Genomic DNA, 26556 nt, shown 5'->3' on the forward strand with positions numbered 1-26556 from the left:
GAGCGACACACGAGGTTCGAACTCGTGACCTCAACCTTGGCAAGGTTGCGCTCTACCAACTGAGCTAGTGTCGCATTGAACGTCTTTCGTCGTTCAGGGCTGCGAATTATAAGAGCATTTTTTTGTGATGCAAGTCCTTATCAGTAAAAAAATGATCTTTTTTCTCGTTTGATGAAAAAGCACACAATTTTTCGATAATCTTCTCTCTATCGCAGCCCAAAGTCCTTGTTTTTAACAAGTATTCAACGATCAAATCGTGAAAATAGTTTCACGGTAGTACTTGAGTTCGGCAATCGACTCACGAATGTCATCCAAAGCTAGGTGCGTACCCTGCTTGGAAAAACCATCCAGAACTTCCGGTTTCCAACGACGAGTCAGCTCTTTAATCGTGCTGACATCAACGTAACGGTAGTGGAAGTACTCTTCAAGCTCAGGCATATGCTTGTATAAGAAACGGCGATCCTGACCAATACTATTACCACAAATAGGCGACTTACCCTTAGGCACCCACTTCTCCAAAAACGCGATAGTCTCACGAATGGCGCTCTCTTCATTGTGCTCACTCGCTTGAACACGTGCCACCAGCCCGCTTGCGGTATGGGTGTTCGTGCACCAATCATCCATTTTCGCTAGTTCCGTTTCAGGTTGATGGATGGCAATAACCGGTCCTTCAGCCAAGATATTCAACTCGCTATCGGTCACAATGCTCGCGATCTCGATGATTTTGTGTGTCTCAGGATCCAGTCCAGTCATCTCTAGATCGACCCAGATCAAATTGTCATCGCTGAAAGACATAACGCCCTCGTCTATTTGTTTTCTGTCAAAAGAGGTACTATACCGAAATTAAATTCAGTAACCAAAATGGTTTGATGCGATTCGCATCAATGAAATATCGTGGCGAAAAAGAAAAAACTGACCAAAGGTCAAGTGCGTCGAGTACGCAGTAACCAAAAGAAGAAACTAGCAAAAGAAGAATCCATCCAGTGGGATGAGACTATGCTTGGCGGTGTTAAGCAGGGGCTAGTGATCACTCGATTCGGCCAACATGCGGATATCGAGGACTTAGAAACCAAAGAAATCCACCGCTGTAACCTGCGCCGTGGTATCGAATCTTTGGTGTCTGGCGACCGCGTAAAATGGCGCATTGGTCTGGAATCAATGCATGGCATATCTGGTGTTGTTGAAGTAGTAGAGCCTAGAACATCGATGCTAACTCGCCCTGATTATTACGATGGTTTAAAACCTGTTGCTGCCAACGTTGATCAAATGGTGATTGTGTCTTCGGTTGTGCCAGAGCTTTCACTAAACATTATCGATCGTTACCTGATCGCATCAGAAACCCTGCAAATTGCACCATTAGTGGTACTTAACAAAATCGACTTGATACCAGAAGACGAGCGTGACGCCTTCTATCAGCTCCTCGATGTATATAAGAACATCGGCTATACGGTGCTTATGGTAAGCAAGGAGTCGGGCGAAGGCATTGCCGAGCTAGAGGCGCACCTCAAAGACAAGATCAACATCTTCGTTGGGCAGTCCGGCGTGGGTAAATCCAGCTTGGTGAATGCGTTGATGCCAGAACTCGACGTAGAAGAAGGCGCAGTCTCCGAAAACTCAGGTTTGGGTCAGCACACCACGACCGCAGCAAGACTGTATCACTTCCCTTCGGGTGGCGATCTGATTGACTCGCCGGGAGTACGTGAATTCGGCCTTTGGCACTTAGAGCCAAGCGAAGTCACGGAAGCGTTTGTTGAGTTCAAGCCCTACCTTGGCGGCTGTAAGTTCCGTGACTGCAAACACCTAGATGACCCAGGCTGTCTCCTGCGTGAAGCCGTGGAAGAAGGAAAAATCGATCCAGTTCGATTCGATAACTATCACCGCATCATCGAGAGTATGGGTGAAGGTAAAGCCAACCGTCAGTACTCACGCAGCAAAAAAGCCGATCTGTAATTCTTAGAACGTTCTGCCATTCTGACAGAGTCGGACAGGTTTAACAGTCTGTCCGTCTGCTTGTCACAATTTGCTGACATTTGAAGCGATTTCCATTAGTATCTCGCGCCCTGAAGTAATATCAATCAATTAACGTTGGAATTTTAGACAATGGATAAAATTAAAGTTGGACTGCAATACTGGATACCTCAACACGGCCTAACACGCCTAGTAGGTAAACTGGCATCAGCAAAAGCAGGCGGTCTAACAACAGCGATCATTCGTTGGTTTATCAAACAATATAACGTCAACATGGATGAAGCGCTGCACAGCGACCCAAAGCACTTCAAAACGTTTAACGAGTTTTTCGTTCGTGAGTTAAAGCCGGGTATGCGCCCTATCGCCGAAGGCGAGTCTGTTATCGCTCACCCAGCGGATGCATGTGTTAGCCAATTTGGTCCTATCACCGACGGCAAGCTTATCCAAGCGAAAAACCATGACTACACCGCTCAAGAACTGCTTGGTGGCAGCCCTGAGCTTGCAGCAGAGTTTGTAGAAGGTGAATTTGCGACTCTGTACCTATCACCGCGTGACTACCACCGTGTTCACATGCCATGTGATGGTACTCTGCGTCAGATGATTTACGTACCAGGTGACCTATTCTCTGTAAACCCACTGACGGCTGAGAATGTTCCAAACCTATTCGCACGTAACGAGCGTGTGGTTTGCATCTTCGATACCGAGTTTGGTCCTATGGCACAAGTGCTGGTAGGCGCAACCATTGTTGGTGCTATTGAGCTAGTTTGGGCAGGTACTGTGACGCCACCACGTGGTAACACCGTATACACTTGGGATTACCCTGCAGAAGGCGATAAGGCTATCATCCTTAAGAAGGGTGAAGAGATGGGCCGCTTTAAGCTAGGTTCAACGGTTATCAACCTGTTTGCTAAAGACAGCATTCGTTTTGATGACAGCATGAAAAACAATGCGCCAACGGTAATGGGTACGCCTTTCGCGCACGCTCTAGGCCTTGAAACTGAAGCTTCTGAGACTGAAACCGACTCTAATAGCTAATCAACTTAGCAAGCTTAATCATTGAGAACGGCGCCACGGCGCCGTTTTTTTTGCCTGTAACACATCCACCAGCAGCATCACGTCATGATTACCGTATTGATTCTTGACGCAAAACAAAACACGCTCCAAATCTTCCCTCGACTTTTCAAAACTTTAACGCCTGTCCAAGACCGAGCGGCGTTTATATTTTAACCTATGCGGCAGTCTCACTTTTAACCCAGGTGCCGCCCCATGCCAAAAATGAATAGCGGGACACTAATTAGGCTGCTTATCTGCTTTTTAGTGCCCTTTGGCGTCTTGATGATGCCGATTGATTGGATACCCATCGACGATCTCACGCTGATCCAACACCGTTTGTTGGCCATTTTCCTGCTCGCTGCCTTACTTTGGGTGCTGGAACCCGTACCTGTCTTTGCTACGTCAATATTGATTATCGCCCTTGAACTAGTGATGATTTCAGACAAAGGGCTGCATCTGTTCCGTACGCCACCTGCAGGCCATGATATCGGTGAGCTCCTGGTGTATACCGACATCTTCAGCGCCTTTTCCTCGCCGATCATCATTCTATTTATGGGCGGATTTGCACTGGCGATTGCCGCCTCCAAATATGAGCTTGATAACAACCTAGCTCGAGTCCTGCTGCGCCCTTTTGGCAACCAACCTCGCTTTATCATGCTTGGTCTAATGCTGATTACTGCTGTGTTCTCGATGTTCATGTCCAATACTGCCACCACAGTAATGATGCTGGCGCTGCTTGGTCCCATTGTGGCCTCTGCGCCAAAGGGAGACTTAGGTATTAAAGCCTTGGTGCTATGTATCCCTATCGCTGCCAATACGGGTGGTATTGCGACCCCTATCGGAACCCCTCCCAATGCCATTGCTCTGCAGTACCTAACTGGTGAGAACAGCATCGACTTTCTGCAGTGGATGATGATGGGTCTACCCTTTGTGATCATTCAGCTCACTATCGCTTGGTTCCTGCTGCAAAAGCTATTCCCTTCTTCAGAAGACAAAATGGTGCTCAAGCTGGAAGGGAAATTCCAGCGTAACTGGCGTGCTATGGTGGTGTATGCCACTTTCGCAGCGACCATCTTGTTGTGGATGACCACCAAACTGCACGGTATGAACACCTACGTGGTCTCTATCATCCCACTTGCAGTGTTTACCTTAACCGGCATCATGGGTAAAGAAGAGCTCAAACTGATCAACTGGGATGTGTTATGGCTGGTTGCCGGTGGTATTGCCATTGGTATCGGCCTCGATAAAACTGGACTCGCCGAAGCGCTTGCTCATGCCATTGACTATGAGTCTTTGTCACCGGTCGCGGTCGTCATTACTCTGTCGATTGTCTGCTGGTTGATGGCCAACTTTATGTCCAACACCGCGACCGCCAACCTACTTATGCCCATTGCCGCCGCCATTGGTGCCTCTATGGAGAGTTTGGCCGCCATAGGTGGCTTACAAGGCCTATTGGTTGTTGTCGCGTTCTCAGCCTCTCTCGGCATGATTCTGCCCGTCTCTACCCCACCTAACTCATTGGCCTATTCAACTGGGCTTATTGAGAGTAAAGACATGGCGAAAACCGGACTTATCATCGGTCTTATTGGCCTAGTTCTCGTCTACGCGGCGATGCTGATCTTTACCTAGTCCCCGAAGTGGAATCCTCTTGCTAAGGTGAGAGGATTTCAATTGCACTTTCTAAGACCTCATAGTAAAACCTAGTTAAATCATCGAATAATCAATGGTGCTCGCATCGCAGCACTGAGCAAGGACTAGGGATAGCAATGGGATTTGAATGGCTGGCACTGATCGCTGCCTTTTTGTGGGCGGTTTCAAGCATTATCTCGGTTAAGCCAGCCAAACATTTGGGCTCATTTTCCTATAGTCGATGGCGAATGGGCTGCACTGCCTTAATACTGTCTTCAATGGCAGCTCTCACTGGTGGCTGGGCAAGCGTTGAGTCCGTGCATATCACGCCAATGATGCTTTCAGGTTTAATCGGCATCTTTATTGGTGATACTGCACTGTTCGCGTGTTTGAATCGAATGGGACCAAGACAGGCAGGACTGCTGTTTTCTTGTCACGCAGTATTCTCTGCCGTACTAGGCTATTTTCTTTTCTCAGAGACCATGTCACCCATTGAGCTTGTAGGCTCTGCATTGGTTTTCTCTGGTGTCGCTACCGCCATTTTCTTTGGCCGTAGAGGCTCCAACAACAGTAAGACGAGTGAACTTGAAACCATCAAAGGTAATGTTTGGTTTGGGGTGGGTTTGGGGGTCACCGCCGCACTGTGTCAGGCACTGGGCGGCATTATTGCCAAGCCTGTGATGCAAACCAGCATCGACCCTGTGGCTGCCTCAGCGATTCGTATGATCACCGCGTTTGTTGCCCACAGTCTGTTCTTATTTACTGGCGCTAAGCACGCCAAGAGTTTGAACCCTATTAACTGGTCCATTTTTGGTATTACGGCGCTCAATGGCTTTCTCGCCATGGCAGTCGGCATGACGCTTATTCTGTTTGCTTTGCAGACAGGCAATGTGGGCATGGTCGCGCTGCTCTCATCAACCACGCCGATTATGGTATTGCCGCTACTTTGGATTTACACCAAGCAAAGACCCAATAAGTACGCCTGGCTTGGTGCCGCGTTTGCTGTCATCGGCACCAGTATTTTGGTGAGTTAGGCTCTCGGGAAAGGGAAAGCGACAACCTCATCAATATGACTTGCTCCCAGAGCGAGCATAATTAGCCTATCGATCCCCAGCGCTACACCAGCACAAGCAGGCAGACCCGCTCTTAACGCATCAATCAAATGATGATCGATCGGCTGAGGTGCAAGACCCATTTGTCGCCGTTTTTGATTATCGTCTTCAAAGCGTGCTAATTGCTCTTCCGGGTTGTCCAGCTCATGAAACCCGTTCGCCAGTTCAATACCTTTAAAATAGACTTCAAAGCGGTCAGCAACGCGCTCATCTTCTGGGTTCACTTTGGCTAGCGCGGCTTGTGAGGCTGGAAAATCGTAAACAAAGGCAGGCGCGTCTTTGCCGATTTGAGTCTCAACTCCCATGCTAAACAGCAGCTGTAATAGCGTATCGCGATCTTGCTCTTTATCAGCGATATCACTCAAGCCTAGCGGTGCTGCGGCTTCTCGTAGCGCAGACATCTCTGCACTCAAAGGACAAACGCTAAGGTGCGTGATAAACGCCTGCTGATAAGTCATACGCTCAGCACGACCACAGCCGAGAACCATCATCAGTAACTCGTCCATCTCATCCATCAACTGATGGTGATCAAACCCAACGCGATACCACTCAAGCATGGTGAACTCTGGATTGTGATGACGACCGCTCTCTTCATTACGAAATGCTTTGTTTATCTGATAGATAGACCCGCTTCCTGCGGCAAGCAGTCGCTTCATATGAAATTCGGGGCTGGTCATAAAATAAAGCTGGCGTCCATCAGCATAACCCGGACCAACAAACTCGGTTTTAAAGGTATGTAGATGCACATCGGTCACCGTGGCATGACTCATTGCAGGAGTGTCGACTTCCATTACCTCTCTTGTCATAAAGAAGCTACGAATAGACTGAATCAGCTTGGCACGTTTTTTAAGTAACGCTATAGACGCTGTGGGCTGCCACTGGTTGGTAATCATTATCAAACTCATTAGTTAATGTTATTAATTATTGTAAGTGCGGACTCAAAAGTTCTCAATCACAAGTGATATTAATCACACATCATAGAAATACTATGCCTCGCCATGCATTACCGGAGAAAAAACCTAACTCAGTCAATTTTTTTGCCACGACGCTTATCTAAACTGATTGCCTTGATAAAAAAGCTTTCAAGCCTTTAACTATAACTCGCGAGCAAAACTCGCTCTCACACACTGGAGGATAACTGTGAAAACAATTACCACAGATATCGCAGTCATCGGCGCAGGCGGCGCTGGTCTTCGTACTGCCATTGCAGCAGCAGAAGCTAACCCAGAAATGGAAGTAGCTCTGATTTCTAAAGTCTACCCTATGCGTTCACATACCGTGGCAGCTGAAGGTGGTTCTGCGGCTGTAATTAAGGATGAAGATAGCCTAGATAACCACTTCAACGATACCGTTGGCGGTGGTGACTGGCTTTGTGAACAGGATGTTGTTGAATATTTCGTTGAAAATGCCACACGTGAAATGATCCAGATGGAACAATGGGGTTGTCCATGGAGCCGTAAAGAAAACGGTGAAGTGAATGTCCGTCGTTTCGGTGGTATGAAAGTAGAACGCACATGGTTTGCAGCGGATAAAACCGGCTTCCATATGCTACATACTCTGTTCCAAACGTCGATGAAGTACGAGCAAATCAAACGATTTGATGAGTATTTTGTGGTTGACCTACTTGTGGTTGAAGGCGAGGTTCAGGGCCTGATTGCAATTCATATGTCTGAAGGTGAACTGGTCACTATCAAGGCAAAATCAGTTGTCCTAGCAACCGGCGGCGCGGGTCGTGTTTATCACTGTAATACTAACGGCGGCATCGTGACTGGCGACGGTATGGCGATGGCGTATCGTCACGGTGTTCCACTGCGTGATATGGAGTTTGTTCAGTACCATCCAACAGGTCTGCCTGGCACAGGTATTCTAATGACCGAAGGTTGTCGTGGTGAAGGCGGCATCATCGTTAACAAGAACGGCTACCGTTACCTACAAGACTATGGTATGGGCCCTGAAACACCGGTTGGCCAGCCAAAAAACAAATACATGGAACTGGGTCCTCGTGACAAAGTTTCTCAAGCATTCTGGCATGAGCAGCAAAAAGGCAACACCATCAAGCACCCACTGGGTGATGTGGTGCACCTTGACCTTCGCCACCTTGGTGAAGAGTACCTACAAGAGCGTCTACCGTTCATCTGTGAGCTCGCAAAAGCGTACGTCAACGTTGACCCTGCAAAAGAGCCAATCCCAATTCGTCCAACCGTGCACTACACCATGGGTGGTATTGAAACCAACGGTACTTGTGAAACTCGTATTCAAGGTCTATTCGCTGTTGGTGAATGTGCGTCCGTCGGTCTTCACGGTGCGAACCGCCTAGGTTCTAACTCTCTCGCTGAATTTGTCGTCTTCGGCCGCGTTGCCGGTGAGCAAGCGGTTGAGCGCGCTAAAGCGTTCAAGGGCTGGGATGACAGCGCTATCAAAGAGCAAGTGAAGGCAGTAGAAGCACGCATTGCTGCACTGATGAATCAAGAAGGCGATGAAAACTGGGCAGAAATTCGCACCGAAATGGGTCACACCATGGAAGCAGGCTGTGGTATCTACCGCCAAGAAGATCTGATGCAAGCGACGCTTGATAAGATTGCGGAGCTGAAACAGCGCTATAAGAAGATCAGCATCAAAGACAAAGGTAAAGTATTCAACACTGACCTGCTGTACGCCATTGAGGTGGGTTACGGCCTAGAAGTGGCTGAAGCTATGGTTCACTCTGCAATCTTGCGTAAAGAGTCTCGTGGTGCGCACCAACGTCTCGATGACGGTTGCACTGAGCGTGATGATGAAAACTACCTAAAACACTCGCTAGCCTTCTTTAACGAAGACAGTGCGCCAAGCATTGACTACGGCAACGTCACCATCACTAAGTCGCAGCCTAAAGCGCGTCTATACGGTGAAGCAGCAGAAAAAGCAGCAGCAGAAGAAGCGGCGAAGCAAGCCAACAAAGATCAAAATGCGGAGGAGCAAGCATAATGTCAGCAAACCGTATTCAGAAAGTGGAAATCCTGCGCTACGACCCAGAGAAAGACGCAGAACCGTATTTCCAAACCTTCGAAGTACCGTTCGATGAGACCATGTCTGTGCTCGATGCGATTGGTTACATTAAAGACCACCTAGACAAAGACCTGTCTTACCGCTGGTCTTGTCGTATGGCGATTTGTGGCTCTTGCGGCATCATGGTGAACGGCGTGCCAAAACTGGCGTGTAAGAGCTTCCTTCGTGATCATCAAAATGGTCTGAAGATTGAGCCTCTTGCGAATTTCCCAATTGAGAAAGACTTGATCGTCGACATGACGCCGTTTATCGAGCGCCTAGAAGCCATCAAGCCATACATCATTGGTAACGACCGTAAGCCAGAAGATGGCACTAACATCCAAACCCCGGAGCAAATGGCGAAGTACAAGCAGTTTGCTGGTTGTATCAACTGTGGTCTTTGCTACGCGGCATGCCCTCAGTTTGGTCTAAACCCTGAGTTTATTGGTCCTGCTGCACTGACACTGGCGCATCGTTATAACCTCGACAGCCGTGACAATGGTGCGGCTGAACGTATGAAGATGATCAACGGCGAGAATGGTGCTTGGGGCTGTACGTTTGTGGGCTACTGCTCTGAAGTGTGTCCGAAGAACGTTGACCCAGCAGCGGCAGTAAACCAAGGCAAAGTGGCGTCTTCTCAAGACTTCGTTATTGCCATGCTTAAACCACAGGAGGCATAAGATGAGCAACAGAAAACCTTATGTTCGTGAAATGAAGCGAACTTGGTGGAAAGATCACCCATTTTATCGCTTCTACATGCTACGTGAAGCAACCGTACTGCCACTGATCCTATTCACTGTCTTCCTGACATTTGGTCTAGGTTCGCTAGTGAAAGGCCCAGAAGCTTGGCAAGGCTGGTTGGACTTTATGGCTAACCCAATTGTTATCGCGATCAACATCGTGGCGCTTGCGGGAAGCCTGTTCCACGCGCAAACCTTCTTCAGCATGATGCCACAGGTCATGCCAATCAAACTGAAAGGCAAGCCAGTAGAGAAGAAGACCATTGTCCTAGCACAGTGGGCAGCTGTTGCAGCTATCTCACTAGTTGTTCTCATCATTGTATAAGGAGTGAATCGTGATTAATCAAAACCCAAAACGCTCTGACGAACCCGTATGGTGGGGACTGTTTGGTGCCGGTGGTACATGGTTTGCCATGATCACCCCTGTCACTGTACTTGTGCTGGGTATCTTAGTACCAATGGGCATTATCAGCCCAGAGGCAATGAGCTATGAGCGAGTGGCAGACTTTGCGACTAGCATCATCGGTGCTCTATTTATTATCGCTACGCTAGCGCTGCCAATGTGGCATGCAATGCACCGCCTACACCACGGCATGCACGATCTTAAGATCCATGCGGGTGTGGTTGGTAAGATTATTTGCTACTTTTTTGCAGCACTCATCAGCGCACTATCGATTATCTTCATCTTTATGATCTAGTCATACTCGAGCAAACAAAAAGGCAGCGAACTCGCTGCCTTTTTTAATGTGACCTGTTCAGAAATCGGACACACCCTTACATTGTCGCCCTCTCTCTATCGATAGAATCATCAGCAATAAATAACAACAAGAGATGTAACAATGAAAAAGTCTATTTGCGTACTCATGATTTCCGGTGCGCTATTTGGGTGTGGTTCTACCGTCACAATGGAAAAGTCACAAGCGGTTTCTCAGCAGCCTGAATTGCTGCTTAAAACCGATGGCACTTTTTGGGGTTTTGGTCCTGAGGGAACGTTCGATATCGCAGGTCGCTACCACGGTAAATACTCGCGCAGTGCTTCTACTAGCTCTTGGTTCAATACCATCAATACCAAAGAAGGAGAGATGGTTGCTGAGGTGACGCGTAATGATAATGGCGAGACTTGGACGCTAGTATGCAGCGGTGGTGGCACCAGCGTCGATATCGGCAGTTTCTCATTTGGCGGTAATGACCCGTATATTTGCCAAATCAGTGAGGCTGGTAAGAGTGTTGGCGAGTACAAAATGGAACGTAAATCGGAAGCCATCAGCTTATCGACCGCCAAAAAAGAACAAGGCTTTATCCGCTTGAACAGCACTCACTTCAACGTTGCTTCCGTGCACGATGGTGAAGGGCTGATGATGAGTGTTGATAACCCACTGGGGTACAGCTTTAGTCGCGGCAGTGTCGAAGTCGCAGCTGCACAAACCAATGGCAGCATCACACTGCAAGCGTTAGCCGATTTGCCAGAAGCAGAAATGGATACTCTAGCACTAGGTACTGTTGCCAGCGCGCTTAGTTGGCGCCCTGAAGAGTAACCCCTACTCCGACACCAGAAACAAAAAAGGTCGCCATTTGGCGACCTTTAGAATTTTTCACTTTAAGATGATTACTTAACGCGACCTACGTATTCCGCAGTACGAGTATCAACTTTGATCACTTCACCAATCTGGATAAATAGTGGTACACGTACCACAGCGCCAGTTGTTAGTGTTGCAGGCTTACCACCAGTACCTTGTGTATCACCTTTCAGACCAGGATCCGTTTCTGTTACTTCCAGCTCAACAAAGTTAGGCGGAGTCACAGTAATTGGGTTACCATTCCAAAGAGTAATCATACAAGTGTTGTTTTCTACCAACCATTTCGCGTTGTCGCCAACCGCTTTAACGTCTGCAGCGATTTGTTCGAATGTTTCGCTGTTCATAAAGTGGTAGAATTCACCATCTGTATATAGGTAGTCTAGGTCGATGTCCATCACGTCAGCAACTTCAACAGTTTCGCCAGACTTGAAGGTTTTCTCTAGAACTTTACCAGACAGTAGCTTACGAATTTTAACGCGGTTGAACGCTTGACCTTTACCTGGCTTCACGTATTCGTTTTCTAGAATTACGCAAGGCTCGTTGTCCAGCATTAGTTTAAGACCGCCTTTAAATTCATTGGTGCTAACAGTAGCCATTGTATCCTCTTAGTGTTCTTCGAGTTAAATTTAATGTCGCCTATCATAACCCGAAATCTTGTTTCTGTTGAGCAAAACTGGCTCAAACAACTATCGAATGCGATCTCAGACCCTTACAAACTGCTTGAGCAGTTAGAAATTGAGGCGACCCCTTGGGAAAACGGACTCAAAGCAAGACGCTTGTTTCCCATGCGCGTTCCTCAAAGCTTTGTCGATCGCATGGAAAAAGGCAACCCGTACGATCCTTTGCTAAGACAGGTACTGCCTCTTAGCCAGGAGTTTGAAATCCATGATGGCTATTCAACCGACCCACTCGAAGAGCAAGATAGTGCTGTACCTGGTCTTCTGCACAAATACCACAATCGCGCTTTAATGATTGTAAAAGGAGGCTGTGCGGTGAACTGTCGCTACTGCTTCCGCCGCCATTTTCCGTACGACGAGAACAAAGGTGGCAAAAGCAACTGGCAACTGGCGCTCGACTACATCGCTGACAAACCGGAAATTGATGAGATCATCTTATCTGGCGGCGATCCATTGATGGCCAAAGATAGTGAACTTGCTTGGCTAATTGAACGGGCTGAGCAGATCCCACATCTTAAAACGCTTCGAATTCACTCTCGCCTTCCGGTCGTGATACCAGCGCGAATTACTGAGCAGCTTTGTCACTTGCTCGCAAACACTCGTCTTAACACTGTGCTGGTCACTCATATCAACCATGCCAACGAGATAGATAATGAGCTCAAGCAAGCAATGGCGCGTATTAAAGCTAGCGGTACGACACTTCTCAACCAAGGCGTACTGCTTAAAGGAGTCAACGATAGCGTGGATGCTCAGTTCGAGCTCAGTCACGCGCTGTTTGGCGCAGGAATTCTGCCGTATTACCTGCATGTACTCGATAAGGTACAAGGTGCAGCGCATTTCTACATCAGTGATGAACAAGCGAAAACGATCATCCAAGGTTTGATTGCTCGCGTGTCGGGCTACCTTGTGCCTAAGCTCACGCGAGAAGAAGGCGGCAAGGCGAGTAAAACGCCGCTCGATCTGCACCTCGAGTAATTTTTTCCGTCTCGACAAAATGATTTTGTTCGATCAGGCGGTCTTTTAGTCAGATACTGCGCTTTTTAGGAGGCAATGTGGAACTGACACAACTACTCGATATGGGGCCGTTCTCATGGCAAGCGTTGGGAGCCTGCGTCCTCAACGGCGCCCTGGTTGGTCTTGAACGACAGACTCGTGGTAAGCCGGTAGGTATTCGCACCGCTATCTTAATTGTATCAGGTACTTACCTGTTTATGTCCATGGCGGTATCACTATCCCCTAACACGCTAGATCAAGCGCGAGTACTCGGGCAAATCATTACTGGTGTTGGCTTTTTGGGCGCAGGGGTGATGATGACTCAAGATGGCAAGATCCACGGGGTGACGTCAGCTGCAGTGATCTGGGTGTTGGCCGGTCTCGGCATGATGATAGGGCTGGGGCATCACAAAGAATCGGTGATCTTAACGGTTTTAGCGCTAACGGTACTCCTTGGCGTGGACAAGATTGAAAGCAGCTTTAAGAGCTTGCGACGTGGTGTGCACCAAACCATGCAAAACCGCAACCGAACGCGCAAATAAAAAGCCCTGCTTAGCAGGGCTTTGTCGCATTTCTACTCTTTAAATCAGAGTGCTCATTACTTCGCAAAGTTGATGATAGGGAAGCACTTAAAGAAACCGTTGTCGGCACAGTTGATAAGACCAATCTGTACGCCATCGATGTTGTTTGTCTTGTTGAAAAGACCAAACTGGAAGTTAGACTTGTTTGAGAAGCTTGCAATACCAATGTCTGCCATTGTGTAGCCTTCAGAGTAGTTCACCGCACTCCAGTTGAGACCTTTCACATCGTTAGTCACGTTCACTGCTGCAAGGTTCACACCCGTCGTTTTACCTGTGTTCCAGTTGAAGATACCTAGAGAAGCACCTTTCATTTCTTGAGTTACTTTAGAAGCACCAAAGAACAGACCGAAGTTCACACCCGTTGTACGCTGAGTTTCAGACATACCTAGTACAGAGAAATCCACACCTTTTACTTCGTTCACTTGGCCGTGAAGAACTGCTAGACGTACGCCACCGACTGCGTTTGCATCCGGTGCGTTGAAACCGTTTAGTGATGAGAACATCACTGGCGTGCTTTCTGCTAGCGCCAATGGTGATGCCATTGCTGCTGCCACTGCTAATACTGCTACTGCCTTTTTCATAATAGTCTCCACTGACTTTTTTTGTTATCAACTGATAAGTGTAGGTGATGCTAGTGAGGCTGACTATAGGCTTTGTCAGGGTTTTGTCATATTCTGCAACACTCTCACAGAATATTGGTTAATTATGAAACAGGTACAAAAAAGCCGAAGGTTTCCCTTCGGCTTTGTCAGAATCCTCTGATGGATTACATCATACCTGGCATACCGCCCATGCCGCCCATATCAGGCATTGCTGGAGCGTCTTTCTGAGGTGCGTCAGTCACCATCGCTTCTGTTGTGATCATTAGACCAGCAACTGATGCCGCGAACTGAAGTGCAGAGCGAGTTACTTTAGTAGGATCTAGGATACCCATTGCGATCATATCGCCGTACTCACCTGTTGCAGCGTTGTAGCCGTAGCTGCCTTCGCCTGCTTTCACGTTATTTGCAACGACAGACTCTTCGTCGCCTGCGTTTGCTGTGATTTGACGAATTGGCGCTTCCATTGCGCGAAGTGCAACGCGGATACCAACAGTTTGCTCTTCGTTGTCACCTTCAAGACCAACAACTTTAGAAGCAGCGCGGATAAGGGCAACACCACCACCGGCAACTACGCCTTCTTCAACCGCTGCGCGAGTTGCGTGTAGTGCATCTTCAACGCGGTCTTTCTTCTCTTTCATCTCAACTTCAGTTGCTGCGCCAACTTTGATGACCGCAACACCGCCAGCTAGCTTAGCTACGCGCTCTTGAAGTTTCTCTTTATCGTAGTCAGACGTCGCTTCTTCGATTTGCTGACGAATTTGAGCAACACGGCCTTGAATCATCGCTTCTTCACCCGCACCATCGATGATAGTTGAGTTTTCTTTAGTGATGGTTACACGCTTAGCCTGACCTAGGTCTTCTAGCGTTACTTTTTCAAGGTCTAGACCGATTTCTTCAGAGATTACCGTACCACCTGTTAGGATAGCGATATCTTGAAGCATAGACTTGCGACGGTCACCGAAACCAGGAGCTTTAACAGCTGCTACTTTCACGATACCGCGCATGTTGTTCACAACAAGAGTTGCTAGCGCTTCGCCTTCTACATCTTCTGCAATGATAAGCAGTGGACGAGATGCTTTAGCTACTGCTTCTAGAGTTGGTAGAAGCTCACGGATGTTCGACACTTTTTTGTCGATAAGCAGAATGAACGGGCTCTCTAGATCAACGCTACCAGCTTCTTGGTTGTTGATGAAGTAAGGAGATAGGTAACCGCGATCGAATTGCATACCTTCTACTACGTCTAGCTCGTCTTGTAGAGCCTGACCTTCTTCAACAGTGATAACACCATCACGACCAACTTTCTCCATTGCTTCAGCAATGATGTTACCAACAGTAGAGTCAGAGTTTGCAGAGATAGTACCAACCTGAGCAATTGCCTTAGTGTCTTCACAAGGAACAGACAGCGCTTTTAGCTCTTCAACCGCAGCAGCAACTGCTTTGTCGATGCCGCGCTTAAGATCCATTGGGTTCATGCCAGCAGCAACCGCTTTTAGGCCTTCAGAAATAATAGATTGGGCCAGTACAGTCGCTGTCGTAGTACCGTCACCAGCAGCATCGTTCGCTTGAGATGCTACTTCTTTAACCATTTGCGCGCCCATGTTTTGGAACTTGTCTTCAAGCTCGATTTCGCGCGCTACAGATACACCATCTTTAGTGATAGTTGGTGCACCGAAAGATTTGTCTAGAACTACGTTACGGCCTTTAGGACCTAGTGTTACTTTTACTGCATCCGCTAGAACGTTTACACCTTCTAGCATTTTAACTCGTGCGTCGTTACCAAACTTAACGTCTTTAGCAGCCATTGTTATTTCCTTATCTAAATTCAGTGGATAGCTTGTTTAGAGTAAAAAATTACTCAACGTCTACTTAATTATTCAACGATAGCCATGATGTCGTTTTCAGACATGATCAGAACTTCTTTACCGTCGATCTTTTCTGTCTTAGTGCCGTAGCCTTCAGCAAAGATCACCGTATCACCTACTTTCACATCTAGCGGCTGTACAGTGCCGTTTTCTAGGATGCGGCCTTTGCCCACAGCCAGAACTTTACCACGTGTTGATTTTTCTGCCGCAGAACCAGTTAAAACGATGCCACCAGCAGATTTAGATTCAACTTCTTGGCGCTCAACGATAACTCGGTCGTGTAGAGGACGGATATTCATCGGTCGATTCTCCTGATTATTTTCCATTTAGCTTATAGGGTTGCCTTCAAGGCCTTGTGTTGAATATGTTGGGGGCATTTCTGACGATCCCAAGGGCTAATTGCCAAAAAATTGTGACAAAAATAACGAAATTTAAGATTGGCACGCGAAACCTAAGCTACTGAGAGTCGGTTGTCGCGCCAACTGGTTAATTACTGTATTCTAGCCTCCTGTTAACCAAGCTTAGAATGCCATGCAAGACAAACACGGCCTGCTGTCCGCGCCGATATCCACTGTGCTTAGAAATATGACCGTGCCTATGGTCTTTGGCATGGTGGCGATACTGGCATTCAATCTTGTCGATACCTTCTTTATTTCGTTACTTGGTACTAAAGCGCTCGCGGCCATCAGTTTCACCTTTCCAGTAACCTTTGGTGTTAACTGCATCACCATGGGTATTGGCATGGGATTGTCGACCAATATTGGTCGCTTGCTCGGCCAAGGGAATACTCAGCACGCAGCGCGTTTCTCCACACACGGCCTATTGCTTGCCGTGGTTTTGGTTGTGCTGGCTTCAACATTGGGTTTGTACACCATAGAGCCCCTGTTTAAGCTACTGGGCGCCAGTGATGACATCATTCCACTGATCCGCGAATACATGGTGATTTGGTACTTTACCGTACCTCTTTTGGTGATCCCTATGGCGGGCAACAGTGCCATTCGCGCAACAGGCGACACCAAAACACCCGCAAAAATAATGATGCTTTCAGGCTTTATTAATGGTCTGCTCGACCCGTTGCTTATCTTCGGTATTGGGCCGTTTCCTGAGCTTGGCATTCAAGGCGCAGCCATTGCGAGCGGCATTGCGTGGCTTGGGGCTCTAACTGGCTCATTGTACGTCCTGACCAAACGAGAAAAGCTGCTCGGTCAGCTCAAACCTTCTCAGCTATGGCAAGATTGGATTGCTATCCTACGTATCGGCACACCTTCAGGGCTCTCTACCGCAATGTCGCCTATCTCAGGGGCGATCTTAATGAAGATGCTCTCAGTACACGGTACCGCCGCCGTGGCAGCTTATGGCGCAGCGCAGCGTGTAGAGTCGATTTTGATCTTAGTGTTGATTTCTTTAAGCTCAGCTTTAACGCCATTTATGTCGCAAAACTTCGGTGCCAAGCAGCCAGAGCGCAGCTTTGCTGGCCTATTCCTCAGCATGCGTTTTTCGCTGCTGTTTCAAATGCTGGTCTTTGTGATGATGGTGCCGCTCAGCATTCCTATCTCAGCCCTGTTCTCACAGGAACAAGCGGTTCGCGACATCCTATGGCACTATCTGCTCGTGGTGCCATTTAGCTATGGTTTTCAAGGCATTATTATGATGTTAGGCAGCGGTATGAATGCACTGCATGAGCCTAGTAAAGCCTTTATCTGGAGCGCGATGAGGCTGTTTGTGTTTACTCTGCCTGCTGCGGCATTGGGAAGCCTGTGGTTTGGCGTCGAAGGGATGTTTATTGGCGTGGCTCTGGGTAATGTTATTGGCGGCGTCCTCGCCTACCTGTATGCGCTGTCGGTCAGGCGCAAGCACCTTCCCATGACGACAAGATAGACGAAAAAGAAAAGCCAAGGCACTGCCTTGGCTTTTTAGTATTCGCTGTACGCTTATTTAACCGAGTAAGCGCTAGATACCATCACCACCCATAAAGGTCTGTGACTTACCATTAAATTGCTGATCCATATCCAGCGATGGCATATCGGTTTTCGGCTTGCCTACGATCTTCGCAGGAACGCCCGCAGCCGTGGTATGCGGTGGTACTGGCTGAAGCACTACTGAGCAAGAACCAATTTTAGCCCCTTTGCCCACTTCAATGTTGCCGAGGATCTTAGCTCCAGCGCCAATCATGACCCCTTCACGGATCTTAGGATGTCGGTCACCGCACTCTTTACCGGTACCACCTAGTGTTACGTTCTGTAGGATAGAGACATCGTTCTCCACCACAGCCGTCTCACCAATAACGATGCCTGTCGCATGGTCGAGCATGATACCTTTTCCGATACGAGCCGCCGGGTGGATGTCCACCTGACACGCGACTGAAATTTGGTTTTGAAGGTACGTTGCCAATGCGTTACGGCCTTGCGACCACAGCCAGTTGGCGACACGATACCCTTGCAGAGCATGATAGCCCTTCAAGTACAGTAATGGCATTGAATACAGAGAGACCGCAGGATCTCGATTCACCGTGGCACAAATGTCACACGCCGCCGCATCAGTAATGGTAGGGTCAGCGTTAAACGCTTGCTCCACCACTTCACGCACTGCCATAGCAGGCATAGAGGCCGTCTTTAGCTTATTGGCTAGGATATAGCTCAGCGCTGCACCAAAGCTTTCGTGGTTAATAATGGTGGCATGATAGAAGCTCGCCAGCATCGGCTCTTGTTCGGCCTGCTCTCGGGCTTCTCTGACAATGCACTCCCAAACATTTTGTTTTTCACAGTGTTTCATTTTTGATCCTACGATGGATAGTCAATTATCCGTCGAGCGATTATTGTTGCTCGGCTTTCTTGTCCCTTGCAAGGAGGTCTTGCGCGGCTAAACGCGCATCCTTCCCTTGATACAATACTTGATAGATTTGGTCAACAATTGGCATTTCTACGCCCATGCGTTGTGACAGTAGCCACACCTCTTTGGTGTTGCGATAGCCCTCAACCACCTGACCGATTTCAATTTGTGCAGTATCAACGTCTTTACCTTCACCCAAAGCAAGGCCAAAACGGCGGTTGCGCGATTGGTTATCAGTACAGGTCAGTACCAAATCACCCAACCCTGCCATGCCCATAAAGGTATCTTGCTTCGCACCCAGAGCAGCGCCAAGACGAGTCATTTCCGCAAGACCACGAGTGATCAAAGCTGTACGAGCATTGGCACCAAAGCCGATGCCATCAGACATACCAGCGCCAATGGCGATAACATTCTTCACGGCCCCACCAAGCTGCATACCAGTAAAGTCATCGTTGGCATACACGCGGAAGGTTTTACTGCAGTGGATTTTCTCTTGTAAATCCGCGACAAACTGCGCATCAGGCGAGGCAACGGCGATCGCCGTTGGTAGGCCAGCCGCTAGCTCTTTAGCAAACGTTGGACCCGACAATACCGCTAGCGGGTACTCTTCACCAATGATGTCGTGAGCGACATCTTTAAGCAGGCGACCCGTTTCAGGTTCTAACCCTTTGGTTGCCCAGCAAATGCGGCTGTCATCTCGCAAGTGTGGTTTGACACTGTTTAAAACGATACCAAATACGTGGCTTGGTACCACGACCAGCAAATCACGGCTCGCTTGTACGGCTTTGTTGAGGTCGGATTCAACAATCAAAGACTCAGGAAAATCAATGCCCGGTAGGAACTCGTGGTTAGCACGATCCGCTTCTAGCTTCGCCATGTGCTCTGGTTCGTGTCCCCAAATCACCACATTCGCGCCATTTCTCGCAAGCGAAATCGCCAAAGACGTGCCGTAAGAGCCTGCGCCCAATACAGTCATTGCGATTTCTTTTCCATATGCGTTATTCATAACACCACCCAATTTGTCGGTATGATTGCGTTTCGTTGTTATACCCAAGTGACCCTAACAGTGTAGCCACTCAAGACGACTTGGGTATAAGTTGCTGTATGCCAATAAAAAATGCACATCGCGATGCGCTGTGCATTTTCAAAAACATCCACTCTTTCTCGCAGAGTTACTCTGCAAGTGAGATTAAGCTTCCGCTTGACCTTCTTGCTGAGCTTGCTGCTGTAGGTAGTTCATGAACAATGCGTCAAAGTTAACTGGCGCAAGGTTCAGTTGTGGGAACGTACCTTTCATCGTTAGGCTTGAGATAGTTTCGCGAGCGTACGGGAATAGAATGTTCGGGCAGAATGCACCTAGGCAGTGTGCAAGTTGACCAGCTTCCATTTGCTCAGCAGTGAAGATACCACCTTGCTGAACTTCACATAGGAATGCAGTTTCTTCTGCGTTTTTCACTGTCACTGTCAGGCGAAGAACAACTTCGTATACGCCTTGGCCTAGTTCACGGCTTTGAGTGTCAAGATCTAGCTTAACATCTGGGTTCCAGTCTTTCTGGAACATATCTGGCGAGTTTGGCGCCTCAAATGATACGTCTTTTAGAAAGATGCGTTGGATTGTGAAGTTTTGTTGTGCTTCTTGTGGAGCTGCTTCAGCCATGATGATTTCCTTAAATACGTCTAAAATTGTCAAAACGTTAATGAGTTTTCATGCAGACTAGCCGAGCCGATGTTTGATGACTAGGCGAGCCGTGAATTCCGTGGCATTTATCACATCCCTTAGTCATAACTGCCGCGAAATTACTCAAAATTCTGTATTACTTTTTGCCTTTGATCAGCGGAAGGTTTGCTTCGCTCCAAGCCGCTAGACCATTTTTCAGCAAGTACACTTTTTCAAACCCTGCTTTTGCAAGCAAGTTCGCGCTCTCTTGCGCCGTTTGACCAGTCTTACATACCACAATGATTGGGTCTGATTTGTGGTTTTCAAGGCTACCGAAAGAACCGTCTTTAATATCAGAAGGTAAAACGTGAAGTGCGTCAGTAATATGACCACGCTTGAATTCGTCTTTTGAACGAATATCCACCACGATGCCGTTCTCACGGTTCATCATGTGTGTCACTTGTGCTGCAGTCACTTCTTTATAGGCTGCGTTCGCTGATTTAAAGATGTTAGCGATCAGAGCAACAAATAGTGCAACCCACACTAGCGCCATGATCATGTTCTGTTGGAAAAATTCTAAATACTCTTGCATCACTTGTGCTCTTAGATAGTTGAACATTAAATCAGTCGAGGAGTATAGCGGCTTAGCCTCGCCGTGGCGAGAGGGGAAAATGTTTCGAACAGAGAATTGGGATCCTTCTCCTCGCCTTGCTTCACGCCAACACGCTAAACGCTATCACAGAGATAGAAAAAACCGATTAGTCAAAGCGACCAAACTCGGCGTATTAATAGAGATAAAGCCGAGGTACCTGACGAAAATAGCGTCTATGATTACCTCACGCAGAGAACAAACAGACGAATCAGCTAGATAAAACTGTAACCCAGCAACGGTAATCACAAACATTATTTGATCTGCCACTACAGTTATGGGTAAAAAGTGTAGTAAAATTACGCTAATTTGTTTTCTGTAAAGTTACTATCGATTTGATGAGGTTATAACTATGTCAGCTAAGAAGCCAATGGCTCTAGTGATTCTTGACGGTTGGGGTTACCGTGAAGACAACGCAAGCAACGCAATCAACAACGCAAAAACTCCAGTAATGGATAGCTTGTGGGCAAACAACCCACGTACTCTTATTTCGGCTTCTGGTATGGACGTAGGTCTGCCAGACGGTCAAATGGGTAATTCAGAAGTAGGTCACACTAACATCGGCGCTGGTCGTGTTGTTTATCAAGACCTAACTCGCATCACTAAATCAATCGCTGACGGTGAGTTCACTCAGAACGAAGCGCTGGTTGCTGCTATCGATAAAGCAGTAGCAGCGGGTAAAGCGGTTCACCTAATGGGTCTTATGTCTCCTGGTGGCGTTCACTCTCACGAAGACCACATCTACGCAGCAGTTAAAATGGCTGCAGAACGTGGCGCTGAGAAAATCTACCTACACTGCTTCCTAGACGGCCGTGACACGCCACCACGCAGCGCTGAAGGCTCACTAAAGCGTTTCGAAGAACTATTCGCTGAGCTTGGTAAAGGTCGCGTAGCGTCTCTTATTGGCCGTTACTACGCAATGGATCGTGATAACAACTGGGATCGCGTACAAGTCGCTTACGATCTACTGACTCAAGGTAAAGCAGAGTTCACTTACGACACTGCAGTGGCTGGTCTTGAAGCGGCTTACGCTCGTGAAGAGAACGATGAGTTCGTTAAAGCAACGGCTATCAAAGCAGAAGGTCAAGAAGATGCAGCGATCCAAGATGGCGACGCAGTTATCTTCATGAACTACCGTGCTGACCGTGCACGTCAAATCACTCGTACTTTCGTGCCTGAGTTTGATGGCTTTGAGCGCGCAGTATTCCCAGCGATCGACTTCGTAATGCTAACGCAATACGCAGCTGACATCCCGCTATCTATCGCTTTCCCACCTGCGTCTCTAGAGAACACATACGGTGAGTGGCTATCTAAAGAAGGTAAAACTCAGCTACGTATCTCTGAAACAGAGAAATACGCACACGTGACTTTCTTCTTCAACGGTGGTGTTGAGAGCGAATTTGACGGCGAAGAGCGCCAACTTGTTGCTTCACCAAAAGTTGCGACTTACGACCTACAGCCAGAAATGAGCTCAGAAGAGCTCACTGAAAAGATGGTTGCGGCTATCAAGTCTGGTAAGTACGACACTATCATCTGTAACTATCCAAACGCAGACATGGTTGGTCACACGGGTGTTTACGAAGCAGCAGAGCAAGCTATCGAAGCTCTAGATGCAAGCGTTGGCCAAGTAGTAGACGCTATTAAAGAAGTTGGCGGTCAAATGCTGATCACGGCTGACCACGGTAACGCAGAGATGATGGTAGACCCAGTGACTGGCGGTACGCACACTGCTCACACTAACCTACCAGTACCTCTAATCTACGTAGGTGACAAAGCGGTTGAGTTCAAAGAAGGCGGTAAACTGTCTGACCTTGCTCCAACGATGCTAGCAATGACTGACATGAAAATTCCAGCAGAGATGTCTGGTGACATTCTTGTTAAGTAATCACTCTTGCTGAGATGATTCAAACGCCGGTGCCTGTGCATCGGCGTTTTTGTTTGTACCTTTTTTATTTTGCGCTTTTTTTGCCTGAAAGGTGTCATGTATGGATATAATGGCAACATCGCTTTGAAGGCACACATTTTGGTCTGTCGTAGTGAACTATCAATCAGTTATAGTTACTATGTTCCAGTATATAGAGCAAACTCTGTCGCTGCGTTTAGTGGAATTAGGATGAAACCAAACAAATTTAAGCTTTTTAACTCTCATTCGTCAGCCCTACCCTGCTTGTCGGCACTGATGATGTGTTTAGGGCTGGCGCTGCCAAGCGCACATAGTTTTGCCAACCAAAATGAACTCACTGGCGTTAAAAGTGAAATTAGCCGGCAACAAAAGTCGCTCTCCACGCAGCAAAAAGAGCTCGATAACCTGCAAAAGTCGCTGCGTGAGCAAGAGATCGGCATTTCGAATGCCGAGAAACAGATAAAAGCCACGACGCAAGCGCTCGCTCAAGCCAACAAAAATCTCGATGGCTTCCATAAACAAGTGGAAGCGCTGACCAAGCAGAAAAAGCAGCAGCAAGAGATCCTGGCTCAACTCGTACAAACCTATTACGTCACCAAGCAGAATAACTCCGCCTCTGGCGTGCTGAGCACCGACCCAGATCAAGACCGCATTAGCCAGTATTATCAGTACCTGGCTAAAGCGCGTGCACAAACTTTAGAAGAGCTTGCAGACACCGAACTAAAACTGGCCGAAAGCGAGCGAGCCCTAGAGCTTGAGCGCAATCAAATCGCCCAGTTACTTGAGCAGCAAAAAGCGAAACGCGATGCGCTGGCGAAAAATCGCACCAGTCGACAAAGTACCGTTTCGAAAATCCGTCGTAGTATTTCCAGCGATAAGAACTATCTCGCCGAACTACAGCGCAATGAAACTCGCCTTAAAGCCGAAATCGCCAAAGCCGCCAAAGCCGCCAAGCTCAATCAAGTACCGATGGATGGCCTTGGTCGCCAGAAAGGACGTTTACCGTGGCCGATCAAAGGCAAAGTGCTTCACAACTTCGGCACCAAGCAAACAGGACAAGTTAATTGGAAAGGGATGGTCATTGCTGCTAACTATGGCACATCGGTGAAATCCGTTTATTCCGGCACTGTGGTGTTTGCTGATTATCTGCGTGGCTACGGGTTAGTCGTGTTACTTGACCATGGCAAAGGCGACATGACCCTATACGGCTACAACCAAACCCTACTAAAAAAAGAAGGCGATAAAGTCGCGGCAGGCGAAACCATTGCCCTGGCTGGAGACACTGGAGGTCAAGACACCTCATCTCTCTACTTCGAGATCCGCCGCAACAGTAAAGTACAAAACCCTAAGAGCTGGTTAAAACGCTAATCGCAGGCCGCTACTCATCATTATGAGTAGCGCGCTTCTGTCACTTCAATAAGCCTTGTAAGCTCGCTCTCTGGCAGGCCGTTGATTCCGCCTGCCGCTTCTCGTCCGCCACCGGTTGCAAACTGACTACATATTTCGCCCGCCCCTTGCTTATTGTTCAGCGGTGCTCTAACCGAAACCGTATAACAAGCTTCACCGCTCGTATCCGTTCTAGGCACCAAAGAAACATGCGCTTGATTAGGGGATTCATTAGCAAGTCGATTGATCCAAGTACCCGACATTCGCCTCGCAGCAGCGCTATCCGGAAGTAATACCACTTTAAGTCGCGCGGACTCATGACGAGTTTGCGCCACACTCAGTGCTTTTTCATCCTGATCGAAAGCGGCTTTTAACGCATGATAAGGCGAGTTTGGATCACTTAAACAATCAAAAGGATCACGGTAGGCCAAAAGCTTCTGATACAGGTCCATCGGGTCAAAATGCAAATCTTCTAAGCTCTCACCATAGCCATTGTAATTGACCAAGGTGCCCAACTCTTTCAGTGCTTCGCGCTGCTCGCGGCTAAGTCCTAAATCAGACGCCAAGCTCTCAGCGCTTGCGAGCATATTGTCACCATACGCGGCCGCGATTGCCCAGAGCCTGAACTGCCCTTGTAACTGCTGGTCAACAATCAGCGCAGTGCAAGTGTTAGCATCGAGGTCAATATGAGCCTCAAGATGAGGGCTATCAGGAATAGCAGAGGCTTTGTGGTGATCGATATAGGTAATAGCAACATGATGATCCAAAAGCTCATTGAGCGCGGCTTGGTTCTTATCCATAGAGATATCCAGCACAGTCACCGAGCTTGCCTGCTCAACGGGCACACGCTTAAGTAAGGCGATATCACGCTTGATACCGGAGATGAGTATCGCGGTTTTAGGCTGCGCTAAACGCAATTGCAGTAGGGCTAATATGCCATCGGCATCGCCATTAAATACGTCATAGTGCACAGTCACACTCATCCTTTCATCGTCCCTGAAACCACAAACCCTACTAATAAAGTAGGGTTTGTAACAATACGAATTGGCTATATATCATGCCGTTAGCGAGTTTAACTCGTAGTCGAGCCCATCATACGCACGCCATCTTCGAGTAACGTCAGTTGCTCTTTGCCTCTTGAGGTCGCCAGTGGTTTCACCACATGAATCATCTGCAGCATGCCTTGTTGGATCACTTCTTCCGTAATCTTGGTGCGTGGTGACATTGCCGACTGATAGCTTAGCCAACCGACTGCCATCATGTGTAATGTCGTGACTAAAGACTTCAGCTCTTTCTCATTTAGCGTCAGTAACTCCAACTCAACAAAAGCACGTAAGATGTTAATAAGATTACCTTGTAGGCGTTCTTGTACTTCAATGTACTCTTCGTGCAATTTGGGGTCGCGCTGAAGAATTTCCGGCAAGTTAGCGTAGAAGAAACGGTACTTCCACATCAGCGTGAAAATGGAGTCTAAGTAGTGCTTTAGTAGCGCTAAGCTCTCTTGCTGACCTTGTACCGGAGTGAAGCGCTCAATAAGCTCTTGCGAATAGAGGGCAAAAATCTCACGAACGATCTCTTGTTTGTTTCGGAAATGATAGTAGAGATTGCCTGGGCTGATCTCAATGTGCGCCGCAATATGGTTGGTTGTCACGTTGCGCTCGCCATCTGAATTGAACAAGTCGAGGGCGGCGTAGACGATTTTGTCACGTGTTTTCATTCTAACTTTTCCTTTCCCTAGTTAGACTTAGTATACGTCTTGAACTAGTACACGAAAAGTTAATAGATTGTGAGATTCACTGGTTAGACCAACGGACACAAAAAAAGCACTCATTTTGAGTGCTTTTCAGTCATGCATATTGGCTAAGTAGGTAATTACTCTACTTCGTCCATTTTACCTAGTAGGTTGCGAATGCGCTCTTGCCATTGGCTGTGCTCACGTTGCATCTGCTCAGACTTTTGCTCAAGTTCTTCACGGCTGCTGCGTAGTTCTTCAGCTTGCGATGCAAGTTGTGCTTTCTCTTCTTTCAATTCCTCAACTTCCATCTGAAGAAGAGCGATTGTGTCCACTGCAGTTTGAATTTTTGCTTCTAGTTGTTCCAGTACTTCAAAAGACATCTCGGCCTACCCTTGTTTAATCCTGTGAAATGAAAATGCTTCATCCTATAGTGCCCCATTCTACTCAGCCTAGAGAAGATAGACACGCTCTATATTGCAGATTTTTCACTATTCGGTCAAAAAAGCGCCGCAAACTCACCCAAGCTTTACCTACCAAGCACAACAGAGCAAAGTTTTGTTTGTCACGATGCTCAATCAT

General features: G+C 47.8%; 27 protein-coding genes and 1 tRNA gene. 14 read left to right on the forward strand and 14 right to left on the reverse strand.

Annotation, left to right across the window (positions count from 1 at the left end):
- Position 1 precedes the first annotated feature (1 nt).
- Both ACVA6Q_RS23370 and orn read right to left on the reverse strand, forming a co-directional pair.
- Positions 2 to 74: transfer RNA gene (locus ACVA6Q_RS23370), tRNA-Gly, on the reverse strand.
- Between the two features lie 175 nt (positions 75 to 249).
- A complete protein-coding gene (gene orn, locus ACVA6Q_RS23375; protein ID WP_446649076.1) occupies positions 250 to 795 on the reverse strand; it encodes an oligoribonuclease in 546 nt (181 codons plus the stop codon).
- A gap of 99 nt (positions 796 to 894) precedes the next feature.
- Between orn and rsgA the strand changes: the two genes are divergently transcribed.
- From rsgA to ACVA6Q_RS23395, 4 genes are all read left to right on the forward strand, one after another.
- Complete coding sequence (gene rsgA / locus ACVA6Q_RS23380; protein ID WP_446649077.1) at positions 895 to 1950, forward strand: small ribosomal subunit biogenesis GTPase RsgA; 1056 nt, start codon at positions 895 to 897, stop codon at positions 1948 to 1950.
- 150 nt (positions 1951 to 2100) lie between these two features.
- A complete protein-coding gene (gene asd, locus ACVA6Q_RS23385; protein ID WP_446649078.1) occupies positions 2101 to 3003 on the forward strand; it encodes an archaetidylserine decarboxylase in 903 nt (300 codons plus the stop codon).
- 231 nt (positions 3004 to 3234) lie between these two features.
- Positions 3235 to 4650: an SLC13 family permease gene (locus ACVA6Q_RS23390; RefSeq protein WP_353497289.1), complete on the forward strand. Its 1416-nt coding sequence runs from the start codon at positions 3235 to 3237 to the stop codon at positions 4648 to 4650.
- A gap of 137 nt (positions 4651 to 4787) precedes the next feature.
- Positions 4788 to 5684 carry a DMT family transporter gene (locus ACVA6Q_RS23395; RefSeq protein WP_446649079.1) on the forward strand — a complete coding sequence of 299 codons (897 nt, stop codon included), beginning with the start codon at positions 4788 to 4790 and terminating at the stop codon, positions 5682 to 5684.
- On the opposite strand, the gene epmA is transcribed toward ACVA6Q_RS23395, so the two are convergent.
- On the reverse strand, positions 5681 to 6652 hold the full coding sequence (epmA, locus tag ACVA6Q_RS23400) for an elongation factor P--(R)-beta-lysine ligase (RefSeq protein WP_446649094.1): 972 nt from the start codon (positions 6650 to 6652) through the stop codon (positions 5681 to 5683). The two genes, ACVA6Q_RS23395 and epmA, sit on opposite strands and share 4 nt — an antisense overlap.
- Before the next feature lie 250 nt (positions 6653 to 6902).
- Here epmA and frdA point away from each other — a divergent pair, with 250 nt between their 5' ends.
- The 5 genes from frdA to ACVA6Q_RS23425 all read left to right on the forward strand — a co-directional run bounded on the left by frdA (position 6903) and on the right by ACVA6Q_RS23425 (position 11061).
- On the forward strand, positions 6903 to 8726 hold the full coding sequence (gene frdA, locus ACVA6Q_RS23405) for a fumarate reductase (quinol) flavoprotein subunit (RefSeq protein ID WP_446649080.1): 1824 nt from the start codon (positions 6903 to 6905) through the stop codon (positions 8724 to 8726).
- The gene (locus ACVA6Q_RS23410; RefSeq protein WP_042478869.1) at positions 8726 to 9466 is read left to right on the forward strand and encodes a succinate dehydrogenase/fumarate reductase iron-sulfur subunit; all 741 of its coding nucleotides are present in this window, start codon (positions 8726 to 8728) and stop codon (positions 9464 to 9466) included. The genes frdA and ACVA6Q_RS23410 overlap by 1 nt, the downstream gene beginning before the upstream one ends.
- Before the next feature lies 1 nt (position 9467).
- Positions 9468 to 9851 carry a fumarate reductase subunit FrdC gene (frdC, locus tag ACVA6Q_RS23415; RefSeq protein WP_353497292.1) on the forward strand — a complete coding sequence of 128 codons (384 nt, stop codon included), beginning with the start codon at positions 9468 to 9470 and terminating at the stop codon, positions 9849 to 9851.
- 10 nt (positions 9852 to 9861) lie between these two features.
- Positions 9862 to 10224 carry a fumarate reductase subunit FrdD gene (frdD, locus tag ACVA6Q_RS23420; RefSeq protein ID WP_353497293.1) on the forward strand — a complete coding sequence of 121 codons (363 nt, stop codon included), beginning with the start codon at positions 9862 to 9864 and terminating at the stop codon, positions 10222 to 10224.
- Positions 10225 to 10365: 141 nt separating this feature from the next.
- Positions 10366 to 11061, forward strand: a complete 696-nt coding sequence (locus tag ACVA6Q_RS23425) for a hypothetical protein (protein ID WP_446649081.1) — start codon at positions 10366 to 10368, stop codon at positions 11059 to 11061.
- Between the two features lie 71 nt (positions 11062 to 11132).
- Here ACVA6Q_RS23425 and efp read toward each other — a convergent pair whose 3' ends face one another.
- A complete protein-coding gene (gene efp / locus ACVA6Q_RS23430; RefSeq protein WP_042478865.1) occupies positions 11133 to 11699 on the reverse strand; it encodes an elongation factor P in 567 nt (188 codons plus the stop codon).
- Between the two features lie 33 nt (positions 11700 to 11732).
- On the opposite strand from efp, the gene epmB reads away from it, so the two are divergent.
- Positions 11733 to 12755 (forward strand): EF-P beta-lysylation protein EpmB, encoded by a 1023-nt coding sequence (gene epmB, locus ACVA6Q_RS23435; RefSeq protein ID WP_446649082.1) that lies wholly within the window; start codon positions 11733 to 11735, stop codon positions 12753 to 12755.
- A 101-nt stretch (positions 12756 to 12856) separates the two neighbouring features.
- Positions 12857 to 13315, forward strand: coding sequence for an MgtC/SapB family protein (locus ACVA6Q_RS23440; protein ID WP_353498742.1), 459 nt, complete (start codon positions 12857 to 12859; stop codon positions 13313 to 13315).
- Between the two features lie 56 nt (positions 13316 to 13371).
- Here the strand turns inward: ACVA6Q_RS23440 and ACVA6Q_RS23445 are convergent, their stop codons facing one another.
- From ACVA6Q_RS23445 to ACVA6Q_RS23455, 3 genes are all read right to left on the reverse strand, one after another.
- On the reverse strand, positions 13372 to 13935 hold the full coding sequence (locus tag ACVA6Q_RS23445; RefSeq protein WP_042502231.1) for a VC2662 family protein: 564 nt from the start codon (positions 13933 to 13935) through the stop codon (positions 13372 to 13374).
- A gap of 185 nt (positions 13936 to 14120) precedes the next feature.
- Positions 14121 to 15758 carry a chaperonin GroEL gene (gene groL, locus ACVA6Q_RS23450; protein ID WP_446649083.1) on the reverse strand — a complete coding sequence of 546 codons (1638 nt, stop codon included), beginning with the start codon at positions 15756 to 15758 and terminating at the stop codon, positions 14121 to 14123.
- A 68-nt stretch (positions 15759 to 15826) separates the two neighbouring features.
- A complete protein-coding gene (locus ACVA6Q_RS23455; protein WP_117235998.1) occupies positions 15827 to 16117 on the reverse strand; it encodes a co-chaperone GroES in 291 nt (96 codons plus the stop codon).
- Positions 16118 to 16349: 232 nt separating this feature from the next.
- On the opposite strand from ACVA6Q_RS23455, the gene ACVA6Q_RS23460 reads away from it, so the two are divergent.
- A complete protein-coding gene (locus ACVA6Q_RS23460) occupies positions 16350 to 17696 on the forward strand; it encodes an MATE family efflux transporter (RefSeq protein WP_446649084.1) in 1347 nt (448 codons plus the stop codon).
- A gap of 72 nt (positions 17697 to 17768) precedes the next feature.
- Here the strand turns inward: ACVA6Q_RS23460 and cysE are convergent, their stop codons facing one another.
- From cysE to ACVA6Q_RS23480, 4 genes are all read right to left on the reverse strand, one after another.
- A complete protein-coding gene (gene cysE / locus ACVA6Q_RS23465) occupies positions 17769 to 18590 on the reverse strand; it encodes a serine O-acetyltransferase (RefSeq protein WP_112462392.1) in 822 nt (273 codons plus the stop codon).
- A gap of 40 nt (positions 18591 to 18630) precedes the next feature.
- Positions 18631 to 19653, reverse strand: coding sequence for an NAD(P)H-dependent glycerol-3-phosphate dehydrogenase (gene gpsA / locus ACVA6Q_RS23470; protein WP_353497298.1), 1023 nt, complete (start codon positions 19651 to 19653; stop codon positions 18631 to 18633).
- A 183-nt stretch (positions 19654 to 19836) separates the two neighbouring features.
- The gene (gene secB, locus ACVA6Q_RS23475) at positions 19837 to 20304 is read right to left on the reverse strand and encodes a protein-export chaperone SecB (protein WP_353497299.1); all 468 of its coding nucleotides are present in this window, start codon (positions 20302 to 20304) and stop codon (positions 19837 to 19839) included.
- A gap of 157 nt (positions 20305 to 20461) precedes the next feature.
- On the reverse strand, positions 20462 to 20896 hold the full coding sequence (locus tag ACVA6Q_RS23480) for a rhodanese-like domain-containing protein (protein ID WP_353497300.1): 435 nt from the start codon (positions 20894 to 20896) through the stop codon (positions 20462 to 20464).
- Between the two features lie 409 nt (positions 20897 to 21305).
- Between ACVA6Q_RS23480 and gpmM the strand changes: the two genes are divergently transcribed.
- On the forward strand, positions 21306 to 22838 hold the full coding sequence (gene gpmM / locus ACVA6Q_RS23485) for a 2,3-bisphosphoglycerate-independent phosphoglycerate mutase (RefSeq protein ID WP_446649085.1): 1533 nt from the start codon (positions 21306 to 21308) through the stop codon (positions 22836 to 22838).
- Positions 22839 to 23066: 228 nt separating this feature from the next.
- A complete protein-coding gene (locus ACVA6Q_RS23490; RefSeq protein ID WP_446649086.1) occupies positions 23067 to 24224 on the forward strand; it encodes a murein hydrolase activator EnvC family protein in 1158 nt (385 codons plus the stop codon).
- A gap of 20 nt (positions 24225 to 24244) precedes the next feature.
- Here ACVA6Q_RS23490 and ACVA6Q_RS23495 read toward each other — a convergent pair whose 3' ends face one another.
- The 3 genes from ACVA6Q_RS23495 to zapB form a co-directional block, all read right to left on the reverse strand.
- Complete coding sequence (locus ACVA6Q_RS23495; RefSeq protein WP_446649095.1) at positions 24245 to 25213, reverse strand: DHH family phosphoesterase; 969 nt, start codon at positions 25211 to 25213, stop codon at positions 24245 to 24247.
- 101 nt (positions 25214 to 25314) lie between these two features.
- On the reverse strand, positions 25315 to 25959 hold the full coding sequence (locus ACVA6Q_RS23500) for a TetR/AcrR family transcriptional regulator (RefSeq protein WP_446649087.1): 645 nt from the start codon (positions 25957 to 25959) through the stop codon (positions 25315 to 25317).
- 155 nt (positions 25960 to 26114) lie between these two features.
- Positions 26115 to 26357 carry a cell division protein ZapB gene (gene zapB / locus ACVA6Q_RS23505; protein WP_042502227.1) on the reverse strand — a complete coding sequence of 81 codons (243 nt, stop codon included), beginning with the start codon at positions 26355 to 26357 and terminating at the stop codon, positions 26115 to 26117.
- Positions 26358 to 26556: the final 199 nt, after the last annotated feature.

The organism is Vibrio sp. DNB22_10_4, assembly GCF_052879755.1.

Excerpts from the sequence above, each read along its gene's own strand:
- ACVA6Q_RS23490 (WP_446649086.1), top strand. The coding sequence starts at position 23,067 with ATGAAACCAAACAAATTTAAGCTTTTTAACTCTCATTCGTCAGCCCTA.
- ACVA6Q_RS23460 (WP_446649084.1), top strand. The coding sequence starts at position 16,350 with ATGCAAGACAAACACGGCCTGCTGTCCGCGCCGATATCCACTGTGCTT.
- cysE (WP_112462392.1), bottom strand. The coding sequence starts at position 18,590 with ATGAAACACTGTGAAAAACAAAATGTTTGGGAGTGCATTGTCAGAGAA.
- ACVA6Q_RS23395 (WP_446649079.1), top strand. The coding sequence starts at position 4,788 with ATGGGATTTGAATGGCTGGCACTGATCGCTGCCTTTTTGTGGGCGGTT.
- ACVA6Q_RS23440 (WP_353498742.1), top strand. The coding sequence starts at position 12,857 with ATGGGGCCGTTCTCATGGCAAGCGTTGGGAGCCTGCGTCCTCAACGGC.
- secB (WP_353497299.1), bottom strand. The coding sequence starts at position 20,304 with ATGGCTGAAGCAGCTCCACAAGAAGCACAACAAAACTTCACAATCCAA.
- ACVA6Q_RS23410 (WP_042478869.1), top strand. The coding sequence starts at position 8,726 with ATGTCAGCAAACCGTATTCAGAAAGTGGAAATCCTGCGCTACGACCCA.
- ACVA6Q_RS23425 (WP_446649081.1), top strand. The coding sequence starts at position 10,366 with ATGAAAAAGTCTATTTGCGTACTCATGATTTCCGGTGCGCTATTTGGG.
- gpsA (WP_353497298.1), bottom strand. The coding sequence starts at position 19,653 with ATGAATAACGCATATGGAAAAGAAATCGCAATGACTGTATTGGGCGCA.
- ACVA6Q_RS23455 (WP_117235998.1), bottom strand. The coding sequence starts at position 16,117 with ATGAATATCCGTCCTCTACACGACCGAGTTATCGTTGAGCGCCAAGAA.
- orn (WP_446649076.1), bottom strand. The coding sequence starts at position 795 with ATGTCTTTCAGCGATGACAATTTGATCTGGGTCGATCTAGAGATGACT.
- ACVA6Q_RS23500 (WP_446649087.1), bottom strand. The coding sequence starts at position 25,959 with ATGAAAACACGTGACAAAATCGTCTACGCCGCCCTCGACTTGTTCAAT.
- frdC (WP_353497292.1), top strand. The coding sequence starts at position 9,468 with ATGAGCAACAGAAAACCTTATGTTCGTGAAATGAAGCGAACTTGGTGG.
- asd (WP_446649078.1), top strand. The coding sequence starts at position 2,101 with ATGGATAAAATTAAAGTTGGACTGCAATACTGGATACCTCAACACGGC.
- groL (WP_446649083.1), bottom strand. The coding sequence starts at position 15,758 with ATGGCTGCTAAAGACGTTAAGTTTGGTAACGACGCACGAGTTAAAATG.
- efp (WP_042478865.1), bottom strand. The coding sequence starts at position 11,699 with ATGGCTACTGTTAGCACCAATGAATTTAAAGGCGGTCTTAAACTAATG.
- epmB (WP_446649082.1), top strand. The coding sequence starts at position 11,733 with ATGTCGCCTATCATAACCCGAAATCTTGTTTCTGTTGAGCAAAACTGG.
- zapB (WP_042502227.1), bottom strand. The coding sequence starts at position 26,357 with ATGTCTTTTGAAGTACTGGAACAACTAGAAGCAAAAATTCAAACTGCA.
- gpmM (WP_446649085.1), top strand. The coding sequence starts at position 21,306 with ATGTCAGCTAAGAAGCCAATGGCTCTAGTGATTCTTGACGGTTGGGGT.
- ACVA6Q_RS23390 (WP_353497289.1), top strand. The coding sequence starts at position 3,235 with ATGCCAAAAATGAATAGCGGGACACTAATTAGGCTGCTTATCTGCTTT.
- ACVA6Q_RS23480 (WP_353497300.1), bottom strand. The coding sequence starts at position 20,896 with ATGCAAGAGTATTTAGAATTTTTCCAACAGAACATGATCATGGCGCTA.
- ACVA6Q_RS23445 (WP_042502231.1), bottom strand. The coding sequence starts at position 13,935 with ATGAAAAAGGCAGTAGCAGTATTAGCAGTGGCAGCAGCAATGGCATCA.